At 66.8% G+C, this 24806-nt stretch carries 17 protein-coding genes, 1 tRNA gene and 2 pseudogenes; 4 read left to right on the top strand and 16 right to left on the bottom strand.

Annotated features, from left to right (window positions below; all coding sequences use genetic code 11):
• Positions 1-12: 12 nt before the first annotated feature.
• From prfA to IE258_RS04330, 11 genes are all read right to left on the bottom strand, one after another.
• Entirely contained in the window at positions 13-1089 is a 1077-nt protein-coding gene (gene prfA / locus IE258_RS04380) for a peptide chain release factor 1 (RefSeq protein WP_189739071.1), read from the bottom strand.
• 109 nt (positions 1090-1198) lie between these two features.
• Positions 1199-1423, bottom strand: a complete 225-nt coding sequence (gene rpmE, locus IE258_RS04375) for a 50S ribosomal protein L31 (protein WP_030672379.1) — start codon at positions 1421-1423, stop codon at positions 1199-1201.
• Positions 1424-1547: 124 nt separating this feature from the next.
• Positions 1548-2696: an LCP family protein gene (locus IE258_RS04370; RefSeq protein WP_189739068.1), complete on the bottom strand. Its 1149-nt coding sequence runs from the start codon at positions 2694-2696 to the stop codon at positions 1548-1550.
• Positions 2697-3041: 345 nt separating this feature from the next.
• A complete protein-coding gene (locus IE258_RS04365; RefSeq protein ID WP_189739065.1) occupies positions 3042-4832 on the bottom strand; it encodes a trypsin-like serine protease in 1791 nt (596 codons plus the stop codon).
• Positions 4833-5063: 231 nt separating this feature from the next.
• Entirely contained in the window at positions 5064-7172 is a 2109-nt protein-coding gene (gene rho, locus IE258_RS04360; RefSeq protein ID WP_189739062.1) for a transcription termination factor Rho, read from the bottom strand.
• A 429-nt stretch (positions 7173-7601) separates the two neighbouring features.
• Positions 7602-8531: a homoserine kinase gene (thrB, locus tag IE258_RS04355; protein WP_087807228.1), complete on the bottom strand. Its 930-nt coding sequence runs from the start codon at positions 8529-8531 to the stop codon at positions 7602-7604.
• Between the two features lie 343 nt (positions 8532-8874).
• Positions 8875-9933, bottom strand: a complete 1059-nt coding sequence (gene thrC / locus IE258_RS04350) for a threonine synthase (protein WP_159328455.1) — start codon at positions 9931-9933, stop codon at positions 8875-8877.
• A gap of 6 nt (positions 9934-9939) precedes the next feature.
• Positions 9940-11232: a homoserine dehydrogenase gene (locus tag IE258_RS04345; protein ID WP_031043233.1), complete on the bottom strand. Its 1293-nt coding sequence runs from the start codon at positions 11230-11232 to the stop codon at positions 9940-9942.
• Between the two features lie 195 nt (positions 11233-11427).
• The gene (gene lysA, locus IE258_RS04340) at positions 11428-12819 is read right to left on the bottom strand and encodes a diaminopimelate decarboxylase (protein WP_189739059.1); all 1392 of its coding nucleotides are present in this window, start codon (positions 12817-12819) and stop codon (positions 11428-11430) included.
• Positions 12820-12837: 18 nt separating this feature from the next.
• A complete protein-coding gene (gene nrtL / locus IE258_RS04335) occupies positions 12838-13941 on the bottom strand; it encodes an ArgS-related anticodon-binding protein NrtL (RefSeq protein ID WP_189739057.1) in 1104 nt (367 codons plus the stop codon).
• Between the two features lie 180 nt (positions 13942-14121).
• A complete protein-coding gene (locus tag IE258_RS04330) occupies positions 14122-14607 on the bottom strand; it encodes a response regulator (RefSeq protein WP_189739055.1) in 486 nt (161 codons plus the stop codon).
• Positions 14608-14787: 180 nt separating this feature from the next.
• On the opposite strand from IE258_RS04330, the gene IE258_RS04325 reads away from it, so the two are divergent.
• Positions 14788-14862: transfer RNA gene (locus tag IE258_RS04325), tRNA-Arg, on the top strand.
• Positions 14863-15087: 225 nt separating this feature from the next.
• Here the strand turns inward: IE258_RS04325 and IE258_RS41990 are convergent.
• The 4 genes and pseudogenes from IE258_RS41990 to IE258_RS41870 all read right to left on the bottom strand — a co-directional run.
• The gene (locus IE258_RS41990) at positions 15088-15378 is read right to left on the bottom strand and encodes a hypothetical protein (protein WP_373309717.1); all 291 of its coding nucleotides are present in this window, start codon (positions 15376-15378) and stop codon (positions 15088-15090) included.
• Positions 15299-15853 carry a nuclease-related domain-containing protein gene (locus tag IE258_RS41985; RefSeq protein ID WP_373309716.1) on the bottom strand — a complete coding sequence of 185 codons (555 nt, stop codon included), beginning with the start codon at positions 15851-15853 and terminating at the stop codon, positions 15299-15301. Before IE258_RS41985 ends, IE258_RS41990 begins: the two co-directional genes overlap by 80 nt.
• A gap of 282 nt (positions 15854-16135) precedes the next feature.
• A pseudogene (locus IE258_RS04315) lies at positions 16136-17509 on the bottom strand (tyrosine-type recombinase/integrase).
• A pseudogene (locus IE258_RS41870) lies at positions 17506-17586 on the bottom strand (excisionase); the annotation flags it as partial. The pseudogenes IE258_RS04315 and IE258_RS41870, both read right to left, overlap by 4 nt.
• A 1128-nt stretch (positions 17587-18714) precedes the next feature.
• Here IE258_RS41870 and IE258_RS04310 point away from each other — a divergent pair.
• The 3 genes from IE258_RS04310 to IE258_RS04300 all read left to right on the top strand — a co-directional run bounded on the left by IE258_RS04310 (position 18715) and on the right by IE258_RS04300 (position 23467).
• On the top strand, positions 18715-19989 hold the full coding sequence (locus IE258_RS04310; RefSeq protein WP_189739053.1) for a DUF262 domain-containing protein: 1275 nt from the start codon (positions 18715-18717) through the stop codon (positions 19987-19989).
• Positions 19990-20049: 60 nt separating this feature from the next.
• Complete coding sequence (locus tag IE258_RS04305) at positions 20050-21027, top strand: HEPN domain-containing protein (RefSeq protein ID WP_189739050.1); 978 nt, start codon at positions 20050-20052, stop codon at positions 21025-21027.
• Positions 21028-21280: 253 nt separating this feature from the next.
• Positions 21281-23467, top strand: coding sequence for a DNA methyltransferase (locus tag IE258_RS04300; RefSeq protein ID WP_189739047.1), 2187 nt, complete (start codon positions 21281-21283; stop codon positions 23465-23467).
• On the opposite strand, the gene IE258_RS04295 is transcribed toward IE258_RS04300, so the two are convergent.
• Positions 23433-24245, bottom strand: a complete 813-nt coding sequence (locus tag IE258_RS04295) for a hypothetical protein (RefSeq protein WP_189739044.1) — start codon at positions 24243-24245, stop codon at positions 23433-23435. The two genes, IE258_RS04300 and IE258_RS04295, sit on opposite strands and share 35 nt — an antisense overlap.
• Positions 24246-24806: the final 561 nt, after the last annotated feature.

The following is a 24806-nucleotide window of genomic DNA, read 5'->3' as shown; positions in this document are numbered from 1 at the left end:
GTGCGGCGGTGTCTACGCGGCGGCGAGCTTGGCCGCCGAGTCCGCGTCGACGCATGCCTGGATCACCGAGTCGAGGTCGCCGTCCAGGACCTGGTCCAGGTTGTACGCCTTGAAGCCGACGCGGTGGTCCGAGATACGGTTCTCCGGGAAGTTGTACGTGCGGATCTTCTCGGAGCGGTCGACGGTGCGGACCTGGCTGCGCCGGGCGTCCGCGGCCTCCTTCTCCGCCTCCTCCTGCGCCGCCGCGAGCAGCCTGGAGCGCAGGATACGCATCGCCTGCTCCTTGTTCTGCAGCTGGCTCTTCTCGTTCTGGCAGGAGGCGACGACTCCGGTCGGGATGTGCGTGATGCGCACGGCGGAGTCGGTGGTGTTGACGGACTGGCCGCCGGGTCCGGAGGAGCGGTAGACGTCGATGCGGAGGTCGTTCTGGTTGATCTCGACGTCGATCTCCTCGGCCTCGGGGGTCACGAGGACACCCGCCGCGGAGGTGTGGATCCGGCCCTGGGACTCGGTCGCGGGGACGCGCTGCACGCGGTGCACGCCGCCCTCGTACTTCAGCCGCGCCCAGACGCCCTGGCCGGGCTCGGTGGCGCCCGGGCCGCCCTTGGTCTTCACGGCGACCTGGACGTCCTTGTAGCCGCCCAGCTCGGACTCGGTGGAGTCGATGATCTCGGTCTTCCAGCCGATCCGCTCGGCGTAGCGCAGGTACATGCGCAGCAGGTCGCCGGCGAACAGGGCGGACTCGTCGCCGCCCGCGCCCGCCTTGATCTCGAGGATGACGTCCTTGTCGTCGCTGGGGTCGCGCGGGACGAGGAGCAGGCGCAGCTTCTCGGTGAGCTCGTCGCGCTGCTTGTCCAGCTCCTTGACCTCGGCGGCGAAGTCGGGGTCGTCGGCCGCGAACTCGCGCGCGGTCTCGATGTCGTCGCCGGTCTGCTTCCAGGAGCGGAACGTGGCGACGATCGGGGTCAGCTCGGCGTACCGCTTGTTCAGCTTGCGCGCGTTCGCCTGGTCGGCGTGGACCGACGGGTCGGCGAGCTTCTTCTCCAGGTCGGCGTGCTCGGCGACGAGTTCCTCGACGGCCTCGAACATCTTGGGCTCCTGCTTACTGCTTGGGAAGGGGAAGGCGGGCGACCAAAAACGCCGGTCCCGGCGCTCCCCGGGGAGGGGATGCGGCCGTGGACCGGCGGTTGGGGGCTCGCTACTTCTTGGAGCCGGCGGCAGCCTTGCCGAAGCGGGCCTCGAAGCGGGCCACGCGGCCACCGGTGTCGAGGATCTTCTGCTTGCCCGTGTAGAACGGGTGGCACTCGGAGCAGACCTCGGCCCGGATGGTGCCGGACTGGATGGTGCTGCGGGTGGTGAACGACGCGCCACAGGTGCAGCTGACCTGCGTCTCGACGTACTCGGGGTGGATGTCGCGCTTCAAGGTGTCTCCTACTGTTCCGGGAGGGCGCCGGGTCGCCGCCGCGGGGTGCGGGAGCGTGAACCGGAGCCGACGTACCAGTCTGCCAGGACTGGCGCCATCCCCCAAAACCGGGGGGCGGCGGGATCTATTCCCCGGCGTTGACGACGCCCTTGGCCTCGCCCGTGGCCGTGCCCTGCGTGGCCGACTCCGGGATCGGGCGGTCGTTCTTCAGGGCCGTCCAGACCTGGTCGGCCTTGGTCTTCTCCAGGAGCACCCGGTTCGGGTCCGCGGGGTCGTAGACCACCGGCGTGGTGACCATGTGCATCTTGTCCGGGCCGATGCCCTTCAGACCGCTCGCGAAGGACATCAGGGAGTTCACCGAGCCCAGGTCGGAGTCCGTGGTGACGGTCTTGGTGGCGGTGTCGGCGATGTCGTACAGCTTCTTGGGGTTGCCGAGCAGGCCGATGTCCTTGACCTGGTGGACCAGGGCCTTGACGAATGCCTGCTGGAGCTGGATGCGGCCGAGGTCGGAGCCGTCGCCGACGCCGTGCCGGGTGCGGACCAGGCCGAGGGCCTGCTCGCCGTCGAGCCGGTGGGTGCCGGCGGTGAGGTCGAGGTGGCTGTCGAGGTCCTTGATGTCCTCGGTGGTGGTGACCCGGACGCCGCCGAGGTCGTCGATGAGGTTCTGGAAGCCGCTGAAGTCGACCTCCAGGTAGTGGTCCATGCGCAGGCCGCTGATCGACTCCACGGTCTTCACGGCGCAGGCGGCGCCGCCGGTGGAGTAGGCGGAGTTGAACATGACGTCGTCGGCGGCGGGGTGCTGACCGCCGTCGGTGTCGGTGCAGTCGGGGCGGTCGATGAGGGTGTCGCGCGGGATGGAGACCACGCTGGCCTTCTTGTGGCCCTTGTACACGTGCACGATCATCGCCGTGTCCGAGCGGGCGGTGCCGTCGTCGGTGCCGCCGCCGAGCTTCTTGTTGCCGCCGGAGCGGGTGTCGGAGCCGAGGACCAGGATGTTCTCCGAGCCGTTGTCGGCCTTCTCGGGCCGGTCGGCGCCGAGTGCCTGGTCGATGTCGACGCTCGTGAGGTTGCCGTTGAGCTTGAAGTACAGGACTCCGGCTCCGGTGCCGCCCAGGACGACGATGCCCGCGGCGCTCCAGGCCGCGACGAGCAGGGCCTTGCGCCGCTTGGCCGTGGGCTTGCGGCGGCGGCCCCTGCCCCGGCGGCCGGGGCCGGGGGTGCGGGACTGGCCGTGGCCGGGTATCGCGGGATCCGGCGTGCTCTCGGCGGACATGGGCTCCTCGGTGTTCGTCCGGTCGGTTACCCCCTGCGCTCAGGGTCGGGTCGGTCGGCTCCGGCGGTCGGCGCCGGTACCTCACCATGGTCCCTCCGTAGCTCAGACGGCGGAACTCGGGACAGGGTTGCACAACGGACTGTGGCGAACCGGTGCAAAAACGGTGACGGAGCGTGTTCGTAGTAGCCGGGTCCGCGGCGCTGACCTGGGCCTCCACGAGCATCGGCCCCGTCCCACCGGAACTCCGGCCGGGGCCTCCCGTGTGGTGAAGGTCGCAAACCGGGGCCCGGTGAACGGCGAAGGGGCCGCCCCCGAGGTGGAGGCGGCCCCGAGGGGATCGTTCGCTCAGCCGAGGAGGTTGAACGCGTTCCAGCCGCCGCCGACCCGCACCCGGGTCTTGAACGTCGCCGTGCCGGACTTCCCGGTGCCCTTGTACAGCCACATCACACCGGAGCTGTCGCGGGCCAGCAGGTCGGGCCTGCCGTCACCGGTGGTGTCACCGGCGGTGGCGAAGGCGCTGTAGGCGTTCCAGCCGCCGCCGACCCTGACCCGGCTGCCGAGGGCCGGTGCGGCCTTCCCGGTTCCCGGGTACAGCCACAGGACGCCGGAGCCGTCGCGCGCCAGCAGGTCGGGCCTGCCGTCGCGGTTGTAGTCGCCCTTGCCGGTGATCGTGTACGCGGCCCAGCCGCCGCCGATCCGGACGCGGCTGCCGAACGTGCCGTCGCCCTTGCCGGGGTAGAGCCACAGGACGCCGTCCTTGTCCTTGGCGACCAGGTCGGGCAGGGCGTCGCCGGAGAGGTCGCCCGGGACGCGGAGGTCCTTCATCGCGTTCCAGCCGCCGCCGACACGGATCGACTCGTAGGCGTCGACCCCGTCGAAGGCGAGGGTGTACAGCACGCCGTCCGAGGCGCGGTACACGTAGTCCTGCCAGAAGTCGCGGTCCAGGTCGCCCTGGCGCACCAGGCTCACCCCGCCCCAGTCGCCGAGCCAGAGGCGGTTGCCCAGGTACGGCCAGCTGTCGCCGAGGGAGTAGTACTCGTACGCCTCGCCGCCGGGAGTGCGGGCGAAGAGGTCCGCGAGGCCGTCGAAGTTCAGGTCGGTGTCGTCGACGCGGGAGTTGACCTCGCCGACATAGGAGCTGACCTTGGCGTAGACGGCGTAGGCGCCCGAGGCGACGCAGTCCTCGACACCCCAGGACACGACGCCGGCGATCCGGCCGTTGACCACGAGCGGGCCGCCGGAGTCGCCGTTGCACGGGGAGACCGTACCGGCGTCCTGGCCGGAGGCCGCGTCGCCGGCGCAGGCCATCTGGCCGGGCACGAAGTCGGAGCCCCAGTACGAGGTGCAGGAGGCGTCCGGGCGCATCGGCACGGTCGCCTTCTTCAGCGTCGGCGAGATGTCCTGGCTGGTGGAGCTGGTGCGACCCCAGCCGTAGACCGTCGCCGGGGTCCCGTTGGCGTAGGAGGCGGTGTCGCCGCTCGTCGTCGGCCGCAGCGTCTTGTACGGCAGCGCCTCGGTCAGCGTGAGCACCGCCAGGTCGCCGCCCGAGGTGGTGCTCGGCCGGTACGTGGGGTTGACCCACTGGCGCCATACGCCGGCCACCCGGCCGCCGTGCAGGCCCGTTTCGTCGGGCAGCTGGGCGGTGCCGGCGACGATGGTGCCGTTTTCCGTCCAGTCCAGGCCGTACACGCAGTGCGCGGCGGTGAGGACCTTCGCCGGGGCGACCAGGGTGCCGCCGCAGAAGTAGCCCTCGTCGTCGGCGGGGTCGTTGTTGCCCTTGTCGTCGTAGTAGTGCAGCTGCACCATCCACGGCGCCTCGGAGATCGACGCGTCCTTGCCACCGATGATCTTCGGGTCGACCCGGCCGGACGGGGCGCCGGCGCTCGGGCCGGCCTCCGGCTGCGCGCCGGGAGCGGTCGCGGTCCCGTTCTTGAGGGCGGCCCCGGACTCCTGGGCGCGCTGCGCCAGCTCGGCGTGGGACGCGGTGGCGGGCCGTTCGGTGACGGCCGGCCGGGGCGGGACGGGGGTCCCGCCGGACGCCTGGGCGGGGACGGCCGCGAGGACCGCGCCCGACAGGGCGAGTGCGGCGGTGGCCGCGGGAAGAGCCAGGCGGGCTCTTCGAGGGGTAGAGGTCACTCAGGTCTCCTGTCGCTGTAGACGCAGGCAGGAGAGAAGCGCCCGGCGGGCCCGGGTCCGTGCGTGCGGACAGCACGGATCACCGATCGCCCCGTGGGCGTATCCGAAAATACGTTCCCCCCCACTGCGGTGCGCTGATCCTACAAGCCCGGAACGCCAGAAGTCCCGCCCCGTCACCTGCGTGACGAAGCGGGACTTCTGGTTCCGGACCGCGAACCGGCCGGCGGTGGCTCAGTCGCCGTTGCCGGGGGTCGGGGTCGTCTTCTGGATCTGCATCAGGAACTCGGCGTTCGACTTGGTCTGCTTCATCTTGTCGAGGAGCAGTTCGATCGCCTGCTGCTGGTCGAGGGCGTGCAGCACCCGGCGCAGCTTCCAGGTGATGGCCAGCTCGTCGCTGCCGAGCAGGATCTCCTCCTTGCGGGTGCCGGACGCGTCGACGTCCACCGCGGGGAAGATGCGCTTGTCGGCGAGCTTCCGGTCGAGCTTGAGCTCGGCGTTGCCGGTGCCCTTGAACTCCTCGAAGATGACCTCGTCCATGCGGGACCCGGTGTCCACCAGTGCGGTGGCGAGGATGGTCAGCGAGCCGCCGTCCTCGATGTTGCGGGCCGCACCGAAGAAGCGCTTCGGCGGGTACAGGGCGGTCGAGTCGACACCACCGGACAGGATGCGGCCGGAGGCCGGGGCGGCCAGGTTGTACGCACGGCCCAGACGCGTGATCGAGTCGAGCAGCACGACGACGTCGTGACCCAGCTCCACCAGGCGCTTGGCGCGCTCGATGGCCAGCTCGGCGACCGTGGTGTGGTCCTCGGCCGGGCGGTCGAAGGTCGAGGAGATGACCTCGCCCTTCACCGACCGCTGCATGTCGGTGACCTCTTCCGGACGCTCGTCGACCAGGACGACCATCAGGTGGCACTCGGGGTTGTTGTGCGTGATCGCGTTGGCGATCGCCTGCATGATCATGGTCTTGCCGGTCTTCGGCGGGGCCACGATCAGACCGCGCTGGCCCTTACCGATCGGCGCGACCAGGTCGATGATGCGGGTGGTGAGGACGCCCGGGTCCGTCTCCAGGCGGAGGCGGTCCTGCGGGTACAACGGGGTGAGCTTGTTGAACTCCGGGCGGCCGCGGCCGTGTTCGGGGGCCATGCCGTTGACGGAGTCGAGCCGGACCAGCGCGTTGAACTTCTCACGGCGCTCGCCCTCCTTGGGCTGGCGCACGGCACCGGTGAGGTGGTCGCCCTTGCGCAGGCCGTTCTTGCGGACCTGGGCGAGGGAGACGTACACGTCGTTCGGGCCGGGCAGGTAGCCGGAGGTCCGGATGAACGCGTAGTTGTCGAGGATGTCGAGGATGCCGGCGACCGGGATGAGGACGTCGTCCTCGTTGATCTGCGGCTCCTGGATCTCGTCGCGCCCGCGACGGCCCCGGCGGTCCCGGTAACGGCCCCGACGGCCGCGACGGCCGCCCGCGTCGTCGTCGTAACCGTCGTCGTGCTGCTGGCGGTCCTGGCGTCCGCCGCCCTGCTGCTGGCGGTCCTGACGACCGCCGCCCTGGTTCTGCTGGTCGTCGCCCTTGTTGCGCCGGTCGCGGCCGCCCCGGTCACCGCGGTCGCCACGGTCACCGCGGTCGCCACGGTCACGGCGGTCGCGACGGCGGCCCTCGCCGCCCTCGCCGTCGGAACGGGCGTCGCCCTGGCCCTGCTGGTGGCCCTGCGTCTGCTGCTGGGCGGCCGACGCGTCGGCCTTCGGCTCGGCGCGGGTCTCGACCGCCACCGCCTCGGTGCCGGCGGACGGGCTGCCCGCGTCGGCGGTGGCCCGGCGACGACGGCGCTCGGAGGGGGCGTCGTCGGCGGGAGCGGCCTGCTCGGCCGAGGCGTTGACCTTGGGGGACGGCTGACCGGGGATCTCGATCTGCTGCTGGGCGGCCTGGTCGGCGGCCGCCTTGTCCGCCTTCTTGTCGGCCTTGCCGGCCTTCTCCGTCTTCTCGGCCTTCTCCGCCTTCTCGGCGGGAGCCTCGTCGCCCGTACGGGTCCGGGAGGTGCTGCGGCGCTTCGGCTTGGTCTCGCCGGCGGTGTCCGCGGCGGCGGACGCGGCCTTGGCGGGGGCTCCCCCCGCGGCCTGCGCCTCCTTGATGACCTCGATCAGCTGGCTCTTGCGCATACGCGCGGTGCCCCTGATGCCGAGGCCGGATGCGACCTGCTGCAGCTCGGCCAGCACCATGCCCTCGAGGCCGGTACCGCGGCGCCGCCGGGAGCCGGCACCGGTGGCAGGCGCGGAGGCGTCCGTGGCGGGCGCGGCAGCGGTCTCCTCGACACGTGCGCCCATCAGATCGGTGGTGTCGCTCACGAAGGGTCCTTCCCTGGAGCGGACGTCGGCCTGTCTGGCTCGGCGACCGGTTGTGCTGTCCGGCTTCGGTCCTTGCTGTGCGAACCGTGCCGGGGCGGTGGTCCGCCTGAACGGCGGAAGAGATATCTGGTGATGGCGCTTCCCCTAGCCGTGGCACCCGGTGTCTGTGTCATGCGGCGTGGTCGCACCGGTTCCGAAACTCCCCCAGAGGGGGTAACCCCCACCGGTGGGCCGCTCAATGCCCGTGTCGGCCGTACTGATCACGTACGACACTCACTGCACAATGCGGCTTGGGGGGCTCCCGGAAGAATGTCTGTCCCGGACGGGGACACGAGGCACCTCGCCATGGTGGGGTCGGGTGCAGACTTGAGGTTAACACTACCGGATCCAACAAACATTCCCCCTCTCGAAATCCGGCAACCGTCCGCGTCAGGTGTCACTGGCGGTCGCCAGGGGCAGGACGCTCGCGCCCTGCTGGTCCAGGCCGAGCCGGTTGGCCGCCCAGTCCGTTCCGGCCAGCGCCTCGACCTTGTCGGCCGTGTCGGCGTCGGCCAGTGCCATCACCGTGGGTCCGGCACCCGAGATCACCGCGGGGATGCCGTCGCCGCGCAGCCGTTCCACCAGTGCCGCGCTCTCCGGCATGGCCGGCGCGCGGTACTCCTGGTGCAGGCGGTCCTCGGTGGCCGGCAGCAGCAGCTCGGGGCGCCGGGTGAGGGCCTCGACGAGCAGCGCGGCGCGGCCGGCGTTGGCGGCGGCGTCGACGTGCGGGACGCTGCGCGGGAGCAGTCCGCGCGCGGTCTGGGTCAGTACCGGCTTCCCGGGCACGAAAACCACCGGAACGATGGAATCGGAGGGCTCCATCCTGATCGCCCGGGCGGCGCCGGACTCCATCCAGGACAGGGTGAAACCGCCCAGCAGACAGGCCGCCACGTTGTCGGGGTGGCCCTCGATCTCGGTGGCGAGGTCGAGCAGCGCGGCGTCGTCGAGGCGGGCCTCGCCGCCTATGGTCACCGCGCGCGCGGCGACGATGCCGGCGCAGATGGCGGCGGAGGAGGAGCCGAGGCCGCGGCCGTGCGGGATGCGGTTGGCGCAGACGATCTCCAGGCCGCGCGGCTGTCCGCCGAGCAGGTCGAAGGCGGTGCGCAGGGAGCGGACGAGGAGGTGCTTCTCGTCGCGCGGGAGGGTCTCGCTGCCCTCACCCGCGATGTCGATGTGCAGCCCGGAGTCGGCCACCCGGACGACCACGTCGTCGTAGAGACCCAGCGCGAGGCCCAGGGCGTCGAAGCCCGGACCGAGATTGGCGCTGGTGGCGGGGACGCGCACCCTGACGGCGGCGGCGCGGAACGCTGGACCGGCCATCGCTAGACGACTCTCCTTGAGCTGCGTGACTGTCGAAACTGCCGTGACCGTAGTGACTCTGGTGACTGCCGTGACTGTCGAATGACGTTCGATGACGAGGACGATGACGTACCCGGCCCTGGGCGCGACCGCGGAGACAGCGCGGCACCGCGGCATATGCGGCAGGCGGGTTAGGTACAGCCTATCGAAGGAAGGTTCTGTGGCGACATAGGGCGCACAGGAGGCGCACGATGCGTGTCGTAAGCCCCCTGTGCACCCCCCGTAAGTGACATTCCCGGCTGGACGTCGCTTACGCCCTCTTACGCCGGGCGCCTTCCACGGGTGCGCGGCGCGGGTGCGGCGGTCAGACCAGGCCGAGCCGCTCGGCCGCGGTCGCCGCGTCGACCGGGACGGTGACCGGCTGCGGGGCGCCGGCGACGGCCCAGTCCGGGTCCTTCAGCCCGTTGCCGGTGACGGTGCACACGATGCGCTGCCCCGGGTCGACCTTGCCCTGCTCTGCGGCCTTCAGCAGACCGGCCACGGAGGCGGCGGAGGCGGGCTCCACGAAGACGCCCTCCTGGGAGGCCAACAGCCGGTAGGCACGCAGGATCTCACGGTCCGTCACCTCGTCGATGGCGCCGCCCGACTCGTCCCGCGCAGCGAGCGCGAAGTCCCACGAGGCGGGGTTGCCGATCCGGATGGCGGTGGCGATGGTCGAGGGGTCCTTGACGACCTCGCCGCGCACGATCGGGGCGGAGCCGGATGCCTGGAACCCCCACATGCGGGGCTTGCGGGTGCTGACGCCGTCGGCGGCGTACTCCTTGTACCCCTTCCAGTACGCGGTGATGTTGCCCGCGTTGCCCACCGGGAGGACGTGTATGTCGGGCGCGTCGCCGAGCATGTCCACGATCTCGAAGGCGGCCGTCTTCTGCCCCTCGATACGCACCGGGTTGACCGAATTGACCAGCGCCACGGGGTAGTTGTCGCTGAGCGCACGGGCCAGCGTGAGGCAGTCGTCGAAGTTGCCGTCGACCTGGAGGATCTTCGCGCCGTGCACGAGGGCCTGGCCCATCTTGCCCAGCGCGATCTTGCCCTGCGGCACGAGCACGGCGGAGACCATGCCCGCGCGCACGCCGTACGCGGCGGCACTCGCGGACGTGTTGCCGGTGGACGCGCAGATGACGGCCTGCGCGCCCTCCTCCTTGGCCTTGCTGATGGCCATCGTCATGCCGCGGTCCTTGAAGGACCCGGTCGGGTTGGCCCCCTCGACCTTGAGGTGGACCTCGCAGCCCGTGCGCTCGGAGAGCACCTGCGCGGGCACGAGCGGGGTGCCGCCCTCGCGGAGCGTCACGACGGGCGTGCTGTCGGAGACGGGCAGCCGGTCCCGGTACTCCTCGATGATTCCGCGCCACTGGTGAGTCATTGCTGGTTACTCTCCTTCAACCCGCATGATGCTGGCGACACCCCGCACGGTGTCGAGCTTGCGCAGCGCCTCGACCGTACCGCCGAGGGCGGCGTCGGACGCGCGGTGGGTGACGACGACGAGGGATGCCTCGCCGTCCTTGCCGGACTGCCGCACGGTGTCGATGGAGACACCGTGCTCCGCGAACACGGTCGCGACCTGGGCGAGCACGCCCGGTTTGTCGGCCACGTCGAGGCTGATGTGGTAGCGCGTGACGACGTCGCCCATCGGGGAGACGGGCAGCGCCGCGTAGGCGGACTCACCGGGTCCGGTCGCTCCGCCGATCCGGTTGCGGCACACGGCCACCAGGTCGCCGAGGACGGCGGACGCGGTCGGCGAACCGCCGGCCCCGGGCCCGTAGAACATGAGCTGACCGGCGGCCTCGGACTCCACGAACACGGCGTTGTACGCCTCGCGCACGTTGGCCAGCGGATGGCTGAGCGGGATCATCGCGGGATGCACGCGCGCGGTGACCGACCCCCCGTCCGCCGCCCGCTCGCAGATGGCGAGCAGCTTGATGGTGCAGCCCATCTCCTTGGCGGAGGCGAAGTCGGCGGCGGTGACCTCGGTCATGCCCTCGCGGTAGACGTCGTCGAGGCGCACGCGGGTGTGGAAGGCGATCCCGGCGAGGATGGCGGCCTTGGCGGCGGCGTCGAAGCCCTCGACGTCGGCGGTCGGGTCGGCCTCGGCGTACCCGAGGGCGGTGGCCTCGTCGAGCGCCTCCTGATAACCGGCGCCGGTCGAGTCCATGGCATCGAGGATGAAGTTGGTCGTCCCGTTGACGATGCCGAGCACCCGGTTGACCTTGTCGCCGGCGAGGGACTCGCGCAGCGGCCGGATCAGCGGGATGGCACCGGCGACGGCGGCCTCGTAGTAGAGGTCCTTGCCGTGCTCGTCGGCGGCGGCGTGCAGGGCGGCGCCGTCCTGGGCGATGAGCGCCTTGTTGGCGGAGACCACGGAGGCGCCGTGCGCGAAGGCGGTGGTGATGAGCGTACGGGCGGGCTCGATCCCGCCGATCACCTCGACGACCACGTCGATGTCCCCGCGCTTGACGAGGGCGGTGGCGTCGGTGGTGACGAGGGCCGGGTCGATGCCCTCGCGCACCTTGTCGGGCCGCCGTACGGCGACACCCGCGAGCTCCACCGGCGCCCCGATCCGGGCGGCGAGGTCGGCGGCGTGCGTCGTCATGATGCGCGCCACCTCTGAGCCGACCACTCCACAGCCCAGCAGCGCCACCTTCAGCGGACGCGTACGCATCATCCGACCTCGTTTCCTTCATACCGTCTACGGTTGGACCAGTCTCACGCACCGGACGGGATTTTCTGCCTTTCGTCCGGATCGTGAGACGTTTATTTCATTTTCGGAGGGCCCGCAAGCCGGAAGATCTTCGCCGACCGACTCCTGGGGCGGGGTCTTCTCCTCCGCCCGAGCTGCCCGGGGGCGGGGGCGGGGGCATCACCCGACATCGAGACGCAGCAGATCCTCCTCGGTCTCCCGCCGCACGATGACCCGCGCCTCGCCGTCCCGCACGGAGACGACGGGCGGCCGCAGCGCGTGGTTGTAGTTGCTGGCCATCGAGCGGCAGTACGCCCCCGTCGCCGGTACGGCGATCAGGTCACCGGGGGCCAGGTCCCCCGGCAGGAACGCGTCCTTCACCACGATGTCCCCGCTCTCGCAGTGCTTGCCGACGACGCGCACGAGCATCGGCTCGGCGTCCGAGGCGCGGGAGACGAGGGCGACGCTGTACTCGGCGTCGTACAGCGCGGTACGGATGTTGTCCGACATCCCCCCGTCCACGGAGACGTACGTCCGCAGCCCGTCGAGCGGCTTGACGGTGCCGACCTCGTACAGCGTGAAGGCGGTGGGCCCGACGATGGCGCGCCCGGGCTCGACGGAGATGCGGGGAGTGGCGAGCCGCGCGCCCTCGCACTCCCGCGTCACGATCTCGGTCAGCGCCTTGGCGATCTCGTGCGGCTCGCGGGGGTCGTCGTCACTGGTGTACGCGATACCGAGGCCGCCCCCGAGGTCGATCTCGGGCAGCTCGACCCCGTGCTCGTCCCGGATGTCCTTGAGCAGCCCCACCACCCGGTGCGCGGCGACCTCGAACCCGGACATGTCGAAGATCTGCGACCCGATGTGGGAGTGGATCCCGATGACCTCGAGCCCGTCGAGCTGCAGCGCCCGGCGCACGGCCTCGGCGGCCTGCCCGCCGGCCAGCGGAATGCCGAACTTCTGGTCCTCGTGCGCGGTGGCGATGAACTCGTGCGTGTGCGCCTCGACCCCGACGGTGATCCGGATCTGCACCCGCTGCCGCTTGCCGAGGGTCTGGGCGATGTGCGCGACCCGCACGATCTCCTGGAAGGAGTCGAGGACGATCCGCCCCACCCCGGCACGGACGGCGCGCTCGATCTCCTCCGGCGACTTGTTGTTCCCGTGGAAGGCGATCCGCTCGGCGCTCATCCCGGCGGCGAGCGCGGTGGCCAGCTCCCCACCGGAGCACACGTCGAGGTTGAGCCCCTCCTCGTCCAGCCACCGCACGACGGCGCGGGACAGGAATGCCTTCCCGGCGTAGAAGACGTCGGCGTCGGCCCCGAAGGCGGTGCGCCAGGCCCGCGCCCGGTCCCGGAAGTCGGCCTCGTCGAGGACGTAGGCGGGGGTGCCGTACTCCTCGGCGAGCTGGGTGACGGGGAGTCCGCCGACGGTGACGACACCGTCCGCGTCCCGAGCGACGGTGTGCGCCCAGACCTTGGGGTCGAGGGCGTTCAGATCGTCCGCGGGGGCGGTGTAGTGCCCTTCAGGAAGGACATCGGCGTGCCGGGGCCCGGCGGGGTGTGCGGAACGGCTCATGGCGTCTTCTGCGCTCTCTCAGAGGTGGTCGGGTGCGTCGATGCCGAGGAGGTCCAGGCCGCCGGCCAGCACCGCCCCGACGGCTTCGGCGAGCGCCAGCCGGGCACGGTGGGCGGCCGAGGGTTTCTCCCCGCCGCGTGGCAGCACGGTGGGCAGGAACGGCAGCGCGGCGTCGGCGACGGTGACGAGATGCCGGGCGAGCCGGTCGGGGGCGCGGTGGTCCGCGGCGGCGGCGAGGACGCGGGGGTGGTCGGCGAGGGCGGCGAGGAGTTCCGGCGCTACGTCTGCGAGGGGGGCGGTGACGGTCGCGGTGCCGGTCGGAGTACCGGTGTCGCTACCGGTGACGGGGCCGGGTTCGGCGGTGAACCCGAGGTCGGCGGCGTTGCGCGTGGCGGCACGGGCGCGGGCGTGGGCGTACCGCACGCGGAAGAGGGGGTTGCTCTCCCGCTGGACGAGGTGCTGGTCGCCGGCCCGGGGCCGGTCGTGGGCCGCGGGGTGGAGCAGGGCCCAGCGTCCGGCGTCGCGCCCGAGGGACATCGGGTCGGCGGACTCGGGGGCGGGGACGGGCCGGACGTTGACGGGCAGCTCGGCGGGAGCGCGCCCGACGGCGTCGACGGCGACCCCGAGGACGGAGGTCCAGGCGTCCTCGAACCCCTCGGCGGTCACGCGGACGAGGGCGCCCTGGGAGCGAAGCAGCCGTGCGGCTGCGTCGGCGACGACGACGGCACGCAGGTCGTGGGGGCAGTGGAGCTGGACGACGCGCCCGTCGGGCCCGTCGGCGTACCCGTACCGCTCTCCTCGGCGCAGGATCTCGCCGACGAGCCCGACGCGGGAGACGGCCCGGTCGAGGCTGATGTTGAGGAACCCCGGCCCGGTGAGGACGACGTCGGTGATCCCCTCGGCCCCGAGGAGGTGGGGCCGCAGCACCTCGGCGACCTTCAGGGGCGGCTGCCCGGCCGGGCGGGCCAGCTGGAGGGCGATGCCGGTGGCGTAGTCCCCGCACCCTCCGGGCCCCGGCGGCGCGACCACGGCACGCGTCGGGACGGCCACGCTCAGCTCCCCCGCGTCGACGGCGCGACGCACCGCGTGCAGCACGGTGCGGGAGAGCTCTACGGGTGTCACGGGACAAGCGTATGGGAGGAAGGGGGTGGGTAAGCGAACCGATTTGCGGCAGTCCCGAGATTTGGACGACAGCCGAGGATGCGAGAGAAAGCCGAGGGGGGCCCGACTACAGCCCGAGCGCTCCCCGGACGCATCCGAAAACACCACCCGGACGCCCCAAGGACCTCCGCCAACCTTCGATCACGCCTGGGCGGACGCCTCACTCTCCCCGGCGAGCCCACGAACCCGCGGCAGCGAGGCGCCGGCCCCGGACGCCCCCTTGAGACCCTTGACGCCGCCGACCCCACTGATCTTCCGCTCGACCAACTGCCGTACGAGACCGATCAGCTCGGCGGGCTCGAAGGGCTTGGACAGAAAGGCATCGGCTCCCGCGGCGAACCCGGCGTCGACCTCGTACTGCGTACAGGCACTGACGATGGCGATCGGCAGGTCCCGGGTCCGCGGATCGGCACGCAGCCGGGCAGCGGTCCTGAGCCCGTCCAGCCGAGGCATGACCACGTCCAGCGTCACGGCGTCGGGCCGCACCTGATGGACGACTTCCAGACACTCGACACCATCGCCCGCGGTCACGACCTCGAAGCCCTCCAGCTCGAGGTTGACCCTGATCAGCTGCCGGATGACCTTGTTGTCGTCCACAACAAGAATCCGGCCGGACGCCCTAGGCACAACTCGAGAGTAGGTCGCCCCCGGCCACCGCGTCCGGGTTTTCCCCACTTCCACCCCCTGCGAGGGACAACGCCCCGCCCAGGCCGCCTCCCCGACCCGCCAAAACCCGTTCATGACCACCCCGGGCGAGCTGGTAGTGTTCTACCCGTCGCCGCGAGCAACACCGACCGCGTCGGACACGCCCCCGTAGCTCAGGGGATAGAGCAACGGCCTCCGGAGCCGTGTGCGCAGGTTCGAATCCTGCCGGGGGCACCACGGATTAGGTGCCCAAAGACCCCGTCACCAGCGGAAACGCTGAGGCCGGGGTCTTCGCGTATGTGCAGGCGTATGCCGCTCGGAGCGGGCGTGTGTCGGGGTCTGTGGACGAGGCGTGGACGGGATCTTGGAGCATCGCCGCAGGTGAGGTCCGGGAAAAGGCGATGTCTCACCAACTCCAGTCGGCCCACCCCGTTGGGATGGTCACGCCACGGGGCCGCCGGCTCAGGCCCGAGCCCAAGCCTGACTATGACGAGCGACTCCATACACCTGCTCCACCTGGTCAGCCGTGAGCACGCCTGAGAGTGGAGCGAGTGCCGCTACCTGGCGCTCCTCATAGACCCGGACGGTGAGCTGTGTGGCAACCACCTTCAGCTCAGAGACACCGACGAAGACGAGCACCGGCTCCACCGGTACCGGGAAGTCGCAGTAGCGCTCAAGCACCCGGACTACCCGGTTGGCCTCCGCCCGGCTCTTGCGTGCGTAGGGAGCCGGTTTGCCGTGATCGACTTTCACGGAATCGTCCCCGACCCACACGGCCTTCTTGTGGTGGTGCGTGCTTCGTGTTGATGCTGAACACCCCACCAGGCCCGATCAGTAAGTGATCGATGTCCACTTTGGTGGCCAAGGGGATGGAGTGCAGGACACGCCAACCGTGGCGCCCCAAGCGGTTCAGCTCGGCTCCCACTCGCCGCTCCCCCTCCAACCCCTTCCGCCAGGCGTCCCATTCAGTGGGTCGCCGAAGAACCCGCGCGATCGCTCGCTCCAACAGTCTCGGTCCGGATTCATCGAGCAGATCACGCAAGGAGGCCCCGGGAGGGTTCACGGCCAGATCATCCGCCGGCGTCAGAGGCGGCAGCCTCAGACGCTCTGCAACCCCGGGCGCCCTGTCTGGCGAAACCGGCTCCGTGAGCTGCTGTAAGTGCTGTATGAGCGCGGCGATCACGTCGTCGTGATACTCCGCGCGCAAAACCGTGATGTCCCCCGTCATGACATCTGCCCAACCGGCCGCAGTGCCGTCGGACAGGTTGGCATACAAGCGATCACGCCCGTACCGCTTCCAGCGCGTAACGCGCAGCTCCATACGGCCCCCTGTGCTCTCGCATTGACGTTGCCGACATGCCAGCAGCAAGCGAGAGAGGGCCACAAGACCACGGGGCAAGCAGCGCGGCCGAGCTCGCTCATTCCGGATGAAGCACCGCCCCCGGTAAGGCATGGAACGACTGAGGCTCCAGGCGGCATGCCTGGAGCCTCAGTTTGGGTACGGGATGTCTCACTCGTACTCGCGGAGCAAGTCCTCGATGCGGCGGTTGGCAACGTCCTGCCGTCCGGCGAGGCACTTCGCATAGCGAGTCAGCAGGATCTCGACACTGTTGCCGGCGCGCTCGGCGACTTCGGTCGGGTCGACACCAGCGTTGAGCCACGTCGACAGCGCCGAGTGCCGAAGGTCGTACGGTCGACTCGCGAGCGGCGAGGCCGCGATTGCCGGCGGAAGCCCAATCAGCCGTGCCTCCTGCCACACGCGGTAGTAGGTCGAGGAAGGGACGACCGCGCCCTTCTCACTGAAGAACAGCCGCCCGTCGTCCGCCGTCCCGAAGGTGGCCAGGTGCTCGCGGAGCACGGCGACGAGGTGCGGCGGAATGGGAACCGGCCGGACGTCTTCGGTCGGTCGGTTCTTCAACCCGCGGTCGTCATGGGTCTCCCCCGAATCGGTCCACTGCTTGCCGACGGACGGACGGGTTCGGTGAAGCAGCGCGGAGCCCCAGCCGCGTTCGGGGAGGATCAGGTCAGTCTCGACGAGGCCCACCGCTTCCGCTGGTCTGAGACCACCGAAGTACATGGCGGCGAACAGACCCACGAGTCGCCGGCCACGTGCACGCCGGTACCCGCCGACATAGGAGACCGCCGCCAGGAGGTTCCGAGCTTGCTCCGGATTGGCGACTACCCGCGGATCAACCTGGTTGGACACCTTGGGCTTCTGCCAGCGAACGGCCGTGATCGGGTTCTCCCGTAGCTCCCCCAGGTCGACTGCCTAGTTCGCAGCGTTGACGAGGGGCCGGCGTTTACGCCGTACGGTTTCCGCCGCAGCGGCTGTTCCGTCGAGCTTGAGTTTCAGGGAGTCGAGCACGGTGCGAGCCGTGGCAGGTTCGGCGAGATCAGCGAGCGGCCGAGATGCTTTGGACACCCAATGAAGAACGTTTCGCACGTCATCCGGGACTTCGCGGTCGTTCGGCCCGGGCAGCACGAAAGCCCAGTTGCGGAGTGCCTTGCGGATCGTCTCGTCAGAGGGCCGACTGGGACGCTCACCGAGTAGCTGCATGGTCACGCTCGTGAGCGATTCGTTAATGCCGTCGCGCGTGTTGGGTGCATCATGCGGCCACTTAATCGCGAGGTACCGAAGCGCGAAGTCGTACCAAGACACCGCCGATTTCGTCTCTTCCATCGACGCTGGGAGACCAGTCCTCGTGTCGAACTCCTCACCATCACGCATCGCACGCATGAGCTTGGTTCGGTAGTGGTCTGCGAGGGCCTTCGTACGGAAAGACTCCGAGAACACGTTGCCAGCCACTGACCAGCGCACTCCGTAGGATGGCGTCTTTGTGTCCCGCTTACGGACACTCCAGACCTTTACGTCGAGCGACTTCACGCTGCCGTCTCCAACTGCCGCAGCCAAGTCCGGAAGTCGCTCCGCCACACTCGCAATTCCCCATTCGGGAGCTCAAGCCCCGGCTGCGCTCCGCTCCGCCGGGCGCGCTTCCCGGCTCCGCTGCGGGCGCCGCTCCTGCCTCCGGCCCGCTCCGCCCGCGCTGCGCCGACGCGCGCCCACATGTGGATACGACCGGAGGCCATAAGTCGATCACCGCATACCGCGGCCACGGTCAGAACCATGCCTCCGGCGGGGGATCGGCCGGCACCGGGATGGAGGGGGCACCGTCGCCGACTGCGAGTCCGTGGGGGCGTGCGCGGGGAGCTCCCATCCCGTCCACCGTCGACCCAGGCAAAGCCGAGCAGACGCGGCTCATGGCGTCCAGGTCGTTCGTACAGTGGCGCGCTCCACCTGGACGCCATGGACCACGCCCGCTCCACGGAGTGTGGGTCGACGGCGGACGGGATGGGAGCCGGGGTGAGTGATGGGTTGCAGCAGTGCAGCAACCACTAGGCGGATAGCGTGACTCCAGGGCAACTAGGAAGGACTCGGCAGCGTGCACGATCGAAATGGCAAGACCCTCGCTCCAGGGGATCCCGTCACGGTTAGAGCCTCATTTGACTCCGCGGGGGGCCGCTACCACAGGGCCCACGGTACGGTCGTTAGCTTCGGAACGAAGCGAGTCCTCATTCGGATCACCCGGGGGAGCTCCGACTACATCGACGGCAGCGAAGCGCGGATCTTGCCCGGAGACCTTGAGTACGGCCATCACGGGACGCCGAGGATCGACGACCAGTTGGCAGAAGCCATGCTGAGCATGAAGCGTGCCCCCGTCAATGAGGCGGCGAAGCTCGCAGCTCAGGCAGGAATCATCACTGGGCACCAGACTGAGAGCCTCATCCGATTGTGGCATGAGCACACTGAGCCCCACAGCCCTAACGTCAGCGGTTGATGGCAACCCGGACGAACAGCCGCGGGCGACGGTGAATGCAGCTCTTCCGCCGATAACCTCTGACGGTTACCCTCAGGTTCGCTGCAGGCTGCAACGAACGGTCACAACTCGAGTCGGTCCCAGGCTGGTTGCCGACAGCTGCTGTGCGCTAACCGGGCATCGTGCCGGGGGGTGACTGTCAACGAAATTGATCGCTGGCCACAGACGCCAAACCCGCTACGAGCAGACGAACGACCGAGGGGAAACTAAGGGCATGTCTTCGTCCCGGCAACTGGACTTGAATGACTGGGCTTCAACTGAGGGAGCTGAAGCCGCCGGCGACAACGCGGGGCTTGACCTCCTGCCCGGCGAAAAGATCGACTTCACCGCCCCGCCGACATCCGTGCTTCAAAGTTTCCCTGAGAGGGAAAATATCGTTCGTCGCGGGCAGACCGACTTCAGAATCGTTACCGAACAAGCGCGCTATCAAGTTGCCCAGATTCCCGACCTCGTAAGCAGCGATGAATGGAATTTGAATCCGGACTTCCAGCGGCGCCACCGGTGGGACGTTTCGAAAAGGTCTCGACTCATTGAGTCAATTATGCTCAATGTCCCCATTCCGCCAATCTTCCTCTACGAAGCCGAGCTGAGCCGGTTCGAGGTCATGGATGGCCTTCAACGACTCACGGCGATTTCCGAATTTTTTAAGGACACGTACGAGCTTCAGGATCTTGAATACTTCCCAGACCTAAACGGAAAATCTTTCTCTTCGATCGATGACGTAACTCGACGCATCATCGGTCGACGGTACCTCAGTGCCGTAGTGTTGCTTCATGAAACCGGGAAAACACCCGAGGAAGCAGATCTCCTAAAGCAACTAGTCTTCGAACGCATCAACAGCGGAGGCGTCGACCTGACGCCCCAAGAGTCCCGCAATGCTCTCCTTCCAGGTCGCATGAACCGGCTTTGCTTGGATCTGGCGGACACGCCAAGTTTTCGCCGCCTGTGGGGGATCACGGCCCCCGAAGGAGCGGCCGAGGGAGAGGAAGACTCTCTTTCCGCACACCCCTTTTACCGATCTATGTACGACGTAGAATTGGTCTTGCGCTTCTTCGCTTATCGTCAGCGGCTGGCAGGCGGGGTCGGGCCACGCCGGAATCTCCGGGGCTACCTCGACTCATACTTGAGCGCCGCCAACCGTTACAGCGAAGAACTCATCGAGGAACTACGTGAACTTTTCATCCAGACTGCTGATCTAGTTGAACAGGTGTTGGGCGAGAAGGCATTTTGGCTGTACCGCTTCCGGCGGGGTTCTTGGCAGTGGATCGAAGAGCCGGCGGTCGTGGCATACGAGCCATTGATGCTCGCGTTCAGTCAGCGACTTTCCGCCGCAGAGGCATTGGTGGAGAAGAGCAGTGCGATTGCAGCGGACCTTCCTAGATTTTACAAGGAGAACGGAGACAGGATTGACGGACGGAAAGTGAACTCTAGGGACCTGGAAGAGCGAAATAGGCTCTATCTAGGCTTCCTCGACGCCCACTTGATTTGAGGTGCAGTTATGCACCTGGTTCTGAGATCCGCCGTGGCTCGGTTCGATGAAGTTTTGTCCGTGCTCCAGTTTGACCAGAACTTGCGCACGATGCCCGAAAAGCTGCCTGACGCACGCAGCGCGGAATGGCGACGGCTCATCTATTCCGGCGTCATCATTAACATGTACGGCGCACTAGAGCAGTTCGTCGACGACACTATCAAGAAGTTCGCAAGTATCACGAACATCCTCTATAGAGATTACGGCCATGTGCCCGAAGCTATTCGCAAAGCGCATGACGAGCAGGCGCGTAAGCTCTTGAATCGTGACAGTGGCGGACGCTTGAGTCGCGACGACACAGACAACATGGTCAGATGCTTGGCGTCATGCTTGGATGGCGGAGCAGGTTTCAAGATAAGCGGAACCGCGCTAAGTTATCATGACAACAACCTGAAGTTCCCTATCCTGTCCGAAATGTTCGGGCGTGTAAACGTATCGCTGGACGCCATCACTAAAGCACTCAATCACGATACATTCGACGACGGTGTCCTTAACGGGATCTACAGCGACCTGGATGGCCTGCTGCTAGATCTTGTCAATCGACGAAACGAGATCTCGCACGGTGATTACACCGATCTGCTAGAGCCTGACGTTTTGTCGGGAGTTGCTGAGGCTTTAAAGCGGCTGGTTACCTCCCTTTTCGACGAGTTGCGGAAAACGACTTTCGCCACCATCGAGTCCTCAGATGTGGGATACGTTACGAACTATTTCGATAAGGCGCAGGCCCACCTCGTAAAGCTAAGCTCTGCAGAGCTATCGGTAGGTGAGGTCTTGTTCGGGATTGAAAAGAAAACGCAGCGTCTTCGCGCAGCGCGAATCACTTCTCTGCAGGATGAATCGGTCTCGGCTGATTCGATTCTCATAGAGTCCATGCGCGACAAAGAAAAGGTAGTGGGTCTAACGGTTGACCCTCCGGTTAAGTTTGGCGGCAGAATCTCAACCATCTCACTCGAAGTTGCGGAGATACTGTACGACGATGATTTCAGAGCACTTCAATAGCGATCTTCTCCCTGGAGGCGACGTGTCGCAACGATCACTCGCTGGGCAGCGGTAGTAGCTGGCCAGTGCCGGCCTCCCTTGACGACTCCTCAATCTCCGCCCCAACCGAACGGTTGACCCAGGAAAGGAGCGTGGCCTGGCAGAGCACCTCAGCAGGCCGCGCTCCGGTCTGTCGTCCTTGTAGTCCCGTGCCGCGGGTGGTTCCCACCACACACTGCGACAGGAGATACTTGGATCGATCCTGGAGGAGCAAGTGACGATCTTCGAGCAAGAGAGCATGTTCGGCGCGAACCACGAGGGGCCAGCACAGATCTCAAGGACCGCTGTGCCTCGTGTAACTGCGTTGGAGGCAGCTTTCCCCGCAGGGCTGGTATCCGCTGCAGCTGAGCGCGAGTCTTGGCGTAAGGAAGTACACCGCCCGGCAACGCATACGCACAAGTGGTGGGCGCAGCGGCTCGGCTCAGTCTTCAGGGGAATTCTCGCCGCTGCTGTCGCTGAAGACGAGCCAAACGCTATCAGGTGTTACAGCAACGCCCTCCGTCTCGACGGCCTTGTTGTATGCGACCCCTTTGCCGGCTCAGGGACAACGCTAGCCGAGGCTGCCAAGCTCGGCGCCAAGGTGATTGGCCGGGATATCAATCCCGTGGCCACCCTAGTGCAGCGGCAAGCATTGGCTTCGTGGGACCTGGCTCACTTGGAAAGTGCCTATAAGCAAGTCGAGGCTAGAGTCCGTCGTGACATCGACGAAGTACATCGCGATAAGCACGGGCGTACGGTCCTTTACTATTTCTGGGTCGCTTTGGCGCACTGTCCGCAATGCCCGACGAGTTCGCCTCCTGTCGAGCTGTTCAGCAGGTATGTCTTCGCGCAACACGCCTATCCGAAGAAGTATCCGAACAGTAAGGCAACTTGCCCTAGGTGTCACGCAGTTGAGATCGTCAATGTCCTCACTGATCAGCAGATCGAGTGTGGAACCTGCGGGCAGGTATCAAGCCTGACGGGGCCTGTCAATCGCGCGACGATGACGTGCCATCAGGGACATGTATCGAAAGTGCTCGACTCACTCGGCGATCAACCGCCGAAAATGCGCATGTACGCAAAGCAGGTACTTGCGGACGACGGTTCACGCCGCTACGAACCAATCGATGAGTTCGACATCGCTTTGTACGAAAGGACTGAGAAGCTCCTCGCAGAGCAAGGATCGAATCTCGTCCTGCCAGCTGGCGCGCTAGATGACGGCTACAATACTCGCCAGGCGATTCGCTGGAACTATCGCGAGTGGAAGCAATTCTTCAATGCCCGTCAACTGTACAGCATGGGCCTGCTCGGATCGGCAATCCGAGATCTAGATCCAAGTCCGGAACGCGAAGCACTGGCTGCGCTCTTTTCGGGTGTACTAGAGTTCAATAACCTGTTCTGCTCTTTTAAGGGTGAGGGAACGGGCGCTGTGCGCCACATGTTCTCGAATCATGTACTCAAACCGGAGCGAACGCCCTTGGAGGCACACCCTTGGGGAACACCCCAGTCTTCCGGTGCCTTCTCAACGCTGTACCAATCGCGAATCCTTAGAGCTTGGGAGTACAAGCAAAAACCACACGACTTGGTTCCAGTCGATGGAAAGCCGGAACGAGTCTTTGGCCTTTCCATGCCCTTGTCGCTGAGGCTCGGAAATGCAGAAGATCTTGAGCAACAACGGTCCAGCGCATACGTGCGGTTTGGATCGTCAGCATCCTTCGATTTGGCAGAAGAATCGGTGGAACTGGTCATCACCGATCCACCATTCATGGATAACGTCCACTACAGCGAACTTGCCGACTTCTTCCATGCCTGGCTCCGCCAAGTGCGACCGTTCGAGGAGTACCCGACTGCTGTTGGGACGACACGTAATCCGGAAGAAGTACAGTCCGCCGACCCTGGTGACTTCGGGCGTGCGATTGCCGCCGTCTGGAAAGAATGCGCCCGCATTCTCAAACCGAGCGGCCTCCTCGCCTTCACATTCCACCAAGCACGAATTGCTGGGTGGATCGAATTGGTCAGGGCACTGGAGGCCGCTGGCCTCGTAATCACGGCAGTACAGCCAGTTAAGGCTGAGATGAGCACGAGCACTACCAAGTCGAGTGCTGCTAACCCGTCGAATCTCGACTCGATCGTCGTGTGTCGGCTGGCCGATCAGATTCCAGAGTCCTTGCCCACAACGGCTGGCGCAGTGAGCGCCCGAGCTATCGCTGCCCTGCGTGAGTGCCAGGAGGCAGGTATCACTGTCGGCTACGCAGACGTAGAGTCAGTGATTCGTGGGTCCGTCTTGGCGCTGCACACTCGACCGGGCTCCGCCAGCAGCCTCGAAGAACTCTCTTTGGATGCTGAAAGAGAAGTCGTCAAGGCCGCAGCGGAACTTGATATCGAGGCTAAAAAATCGAGTCGTCAGACAAATCTATCTTGAACCTGCCTCGTTGTGCGGTCTGCTCGGTGCGCTTTCTGGGAGTCGGGAAAGGATCCCGAGCGGGTTCTTCAACTGACGAATCGAGAGCCGCAACTCGATAACAGTGGAATCGCTCTTCCTTATCCTCCATACCTTCGGAGGATTTCCACGATCGCGTCATCGAACGAACGTAAGCAAGGTCTGGAAACTCTTCGTCAAGATCATCTCGCTCGCTTATCAGCGTGGCCTGCCTTTGCATCCAGGGCCATCCCAATGGATTCGCGAAAACGAGCATCGGGCGTTGTCTGTCCGCACCGTCCCCGTAGGTCCCGAGACCAATAGCCTTTTTTCGCCTACCGGTGATCCGGTCGTATAGATCGGTGTCTTTGCTAAGTGCAGACCCCGCGACCAGCGCCATGCTCTCAACGTAAACTTCCCCACTTCTTCCTGTTTGACCAAGGAGGGCAAAAAAATAGAAAGAAGGAACCAGAATCTCCTCGTTGCTGGGCGAGTACAGACGGACGGTTTCACAGGGGGGCGTACTGTTGTAGTCCATGCCGGAACCGCGGGCCGGTAGTCCCGTTTTCTTGTCTGGGGAAACCTTCTTCACTTCGATGGCAACGATCGATCGAGTGTCGAAGTCCGCTCCGCCGCTCGCTAGCAGCCGATATTCCTCTGGGCGTGCGAGCACGATGTCAGGGCTAACAAGCGGCTTGCCGGCACGGAGCACGCGCAACTCCGGCGGAAGGGCACGTTCCAGGATGTCGGCGACATGCGTATCAAACGGATCATCTTGCACCTCGCCCTTCCCTCGGAGAACGAAGGGAACAGGTTGGCCCTCGTGGTCGAACAGTGACTGCGTCAAGGCGAGGAAGGCGGCTGCTGGAAGGTCAGTCGGGCGGTGCCCGCCAACTGGTGTACACGTCATGCAGAATGACTAGCACGAGACGCACCCAGCCGTGGCCTATTTGTGGACAGGCCGAGCAGGCTACAGCTTCGACAACGCTCTGATCTGTAGAAACAGGCGGAGCACGAACGGCCTCCGGAGCCGTGTGCGCAGGTTCGAATCCTGCCGGGGGCACACTGTGTAAGTGTGTCAAGACCCCGTAGCCAGCGGAGACGCTGAGTGCGGGGTCTTCTTGCATGTGCAGGCGGATGTCTCTCGATGCAGGCCCATGTCAGTGGTCACATAGTGACGACGTAATGAACTTGGCGAGCCTCTTCGCAGGCCAGACGCCCTTTCAGAAGCTCTGGACAAGGCTCATCAACGACCTGGGCACGCAGACGATCTTGTGATGTTCTGCATCCGTGGATGTTGTCTTCGAACCGATCACCGAGCCGATTGCCCGCCACGCTGCTG

Source organism: Streptomyces tendae, from assembly GCF_014650435.1.
GTDB classification, from domain to species: Bacteria; Actinomycetota; Actinomycetes; order Streptomycetales; family Streptomycetaceae; genus Streptomyces; species Streptomyces tendae.
This window is presented reverse-complemented; position numbering and strand designations above follow the sequence as displayed.

Bases quoted from the DNA above. Each gene is read 5' to 3' on its own strand.
- IE258_RS41985 (WP_373309716.1), bottom strand. From the start codon at position 15,853: ATGACGGGGGACATCACGGTTTTGCGCGCGGAGTATCACGACGACGTG.
- thrC (WP_159328455.1), bottom strand. From the start codon at position 9,933: ATGACTCACCAGTGGCGCGGAATCATCGAGGAGTACCGGGACCGGCTG.
- lysA (WP_189739059.1), bottom strand. From the start codon at position 12,819: ATGAGCCGTTCCGCACACCCCGCCGGGCCCCGGCACGCCGATGTCCTT.
- IE258_RS04310 (WP_189739053.1), top strand. From the start codon at position 18,715: ATGTCTTCGTCCCGGCAACTGGACTTGAATGACTGGGCTTCAACTGAG.
- IE258_RS04345 (WP_031043233.1), bottom strand. From the start codon at position 11,232: ATGATGCGTACGCGTCCGCTGAAGGTGGCGCTGCTGGGCTGTGGAGTG.
- IE258_RS04370 (WP_189739068.1), bottom strand. From the start codon at position 2,696: ATGTCCGCCGAGAGCACGCCGGATCCCGCGATACCCGGCCACGGCCAG.
- thrB (WP_087807228.1), bottom strand. From the start codon at position 8,531: ATGGCCGGTCCAGCGTTCCGCGCCGCCGCCGTCAGGGTGCGCGTCCCC.
- prfA (WP_189739071.1), bottom strand. From the start codon at position 1,089: ATGTTCGAGGCCGTCGAGGAACTCGTCGCCGAGCACGCCGACCTGGAG.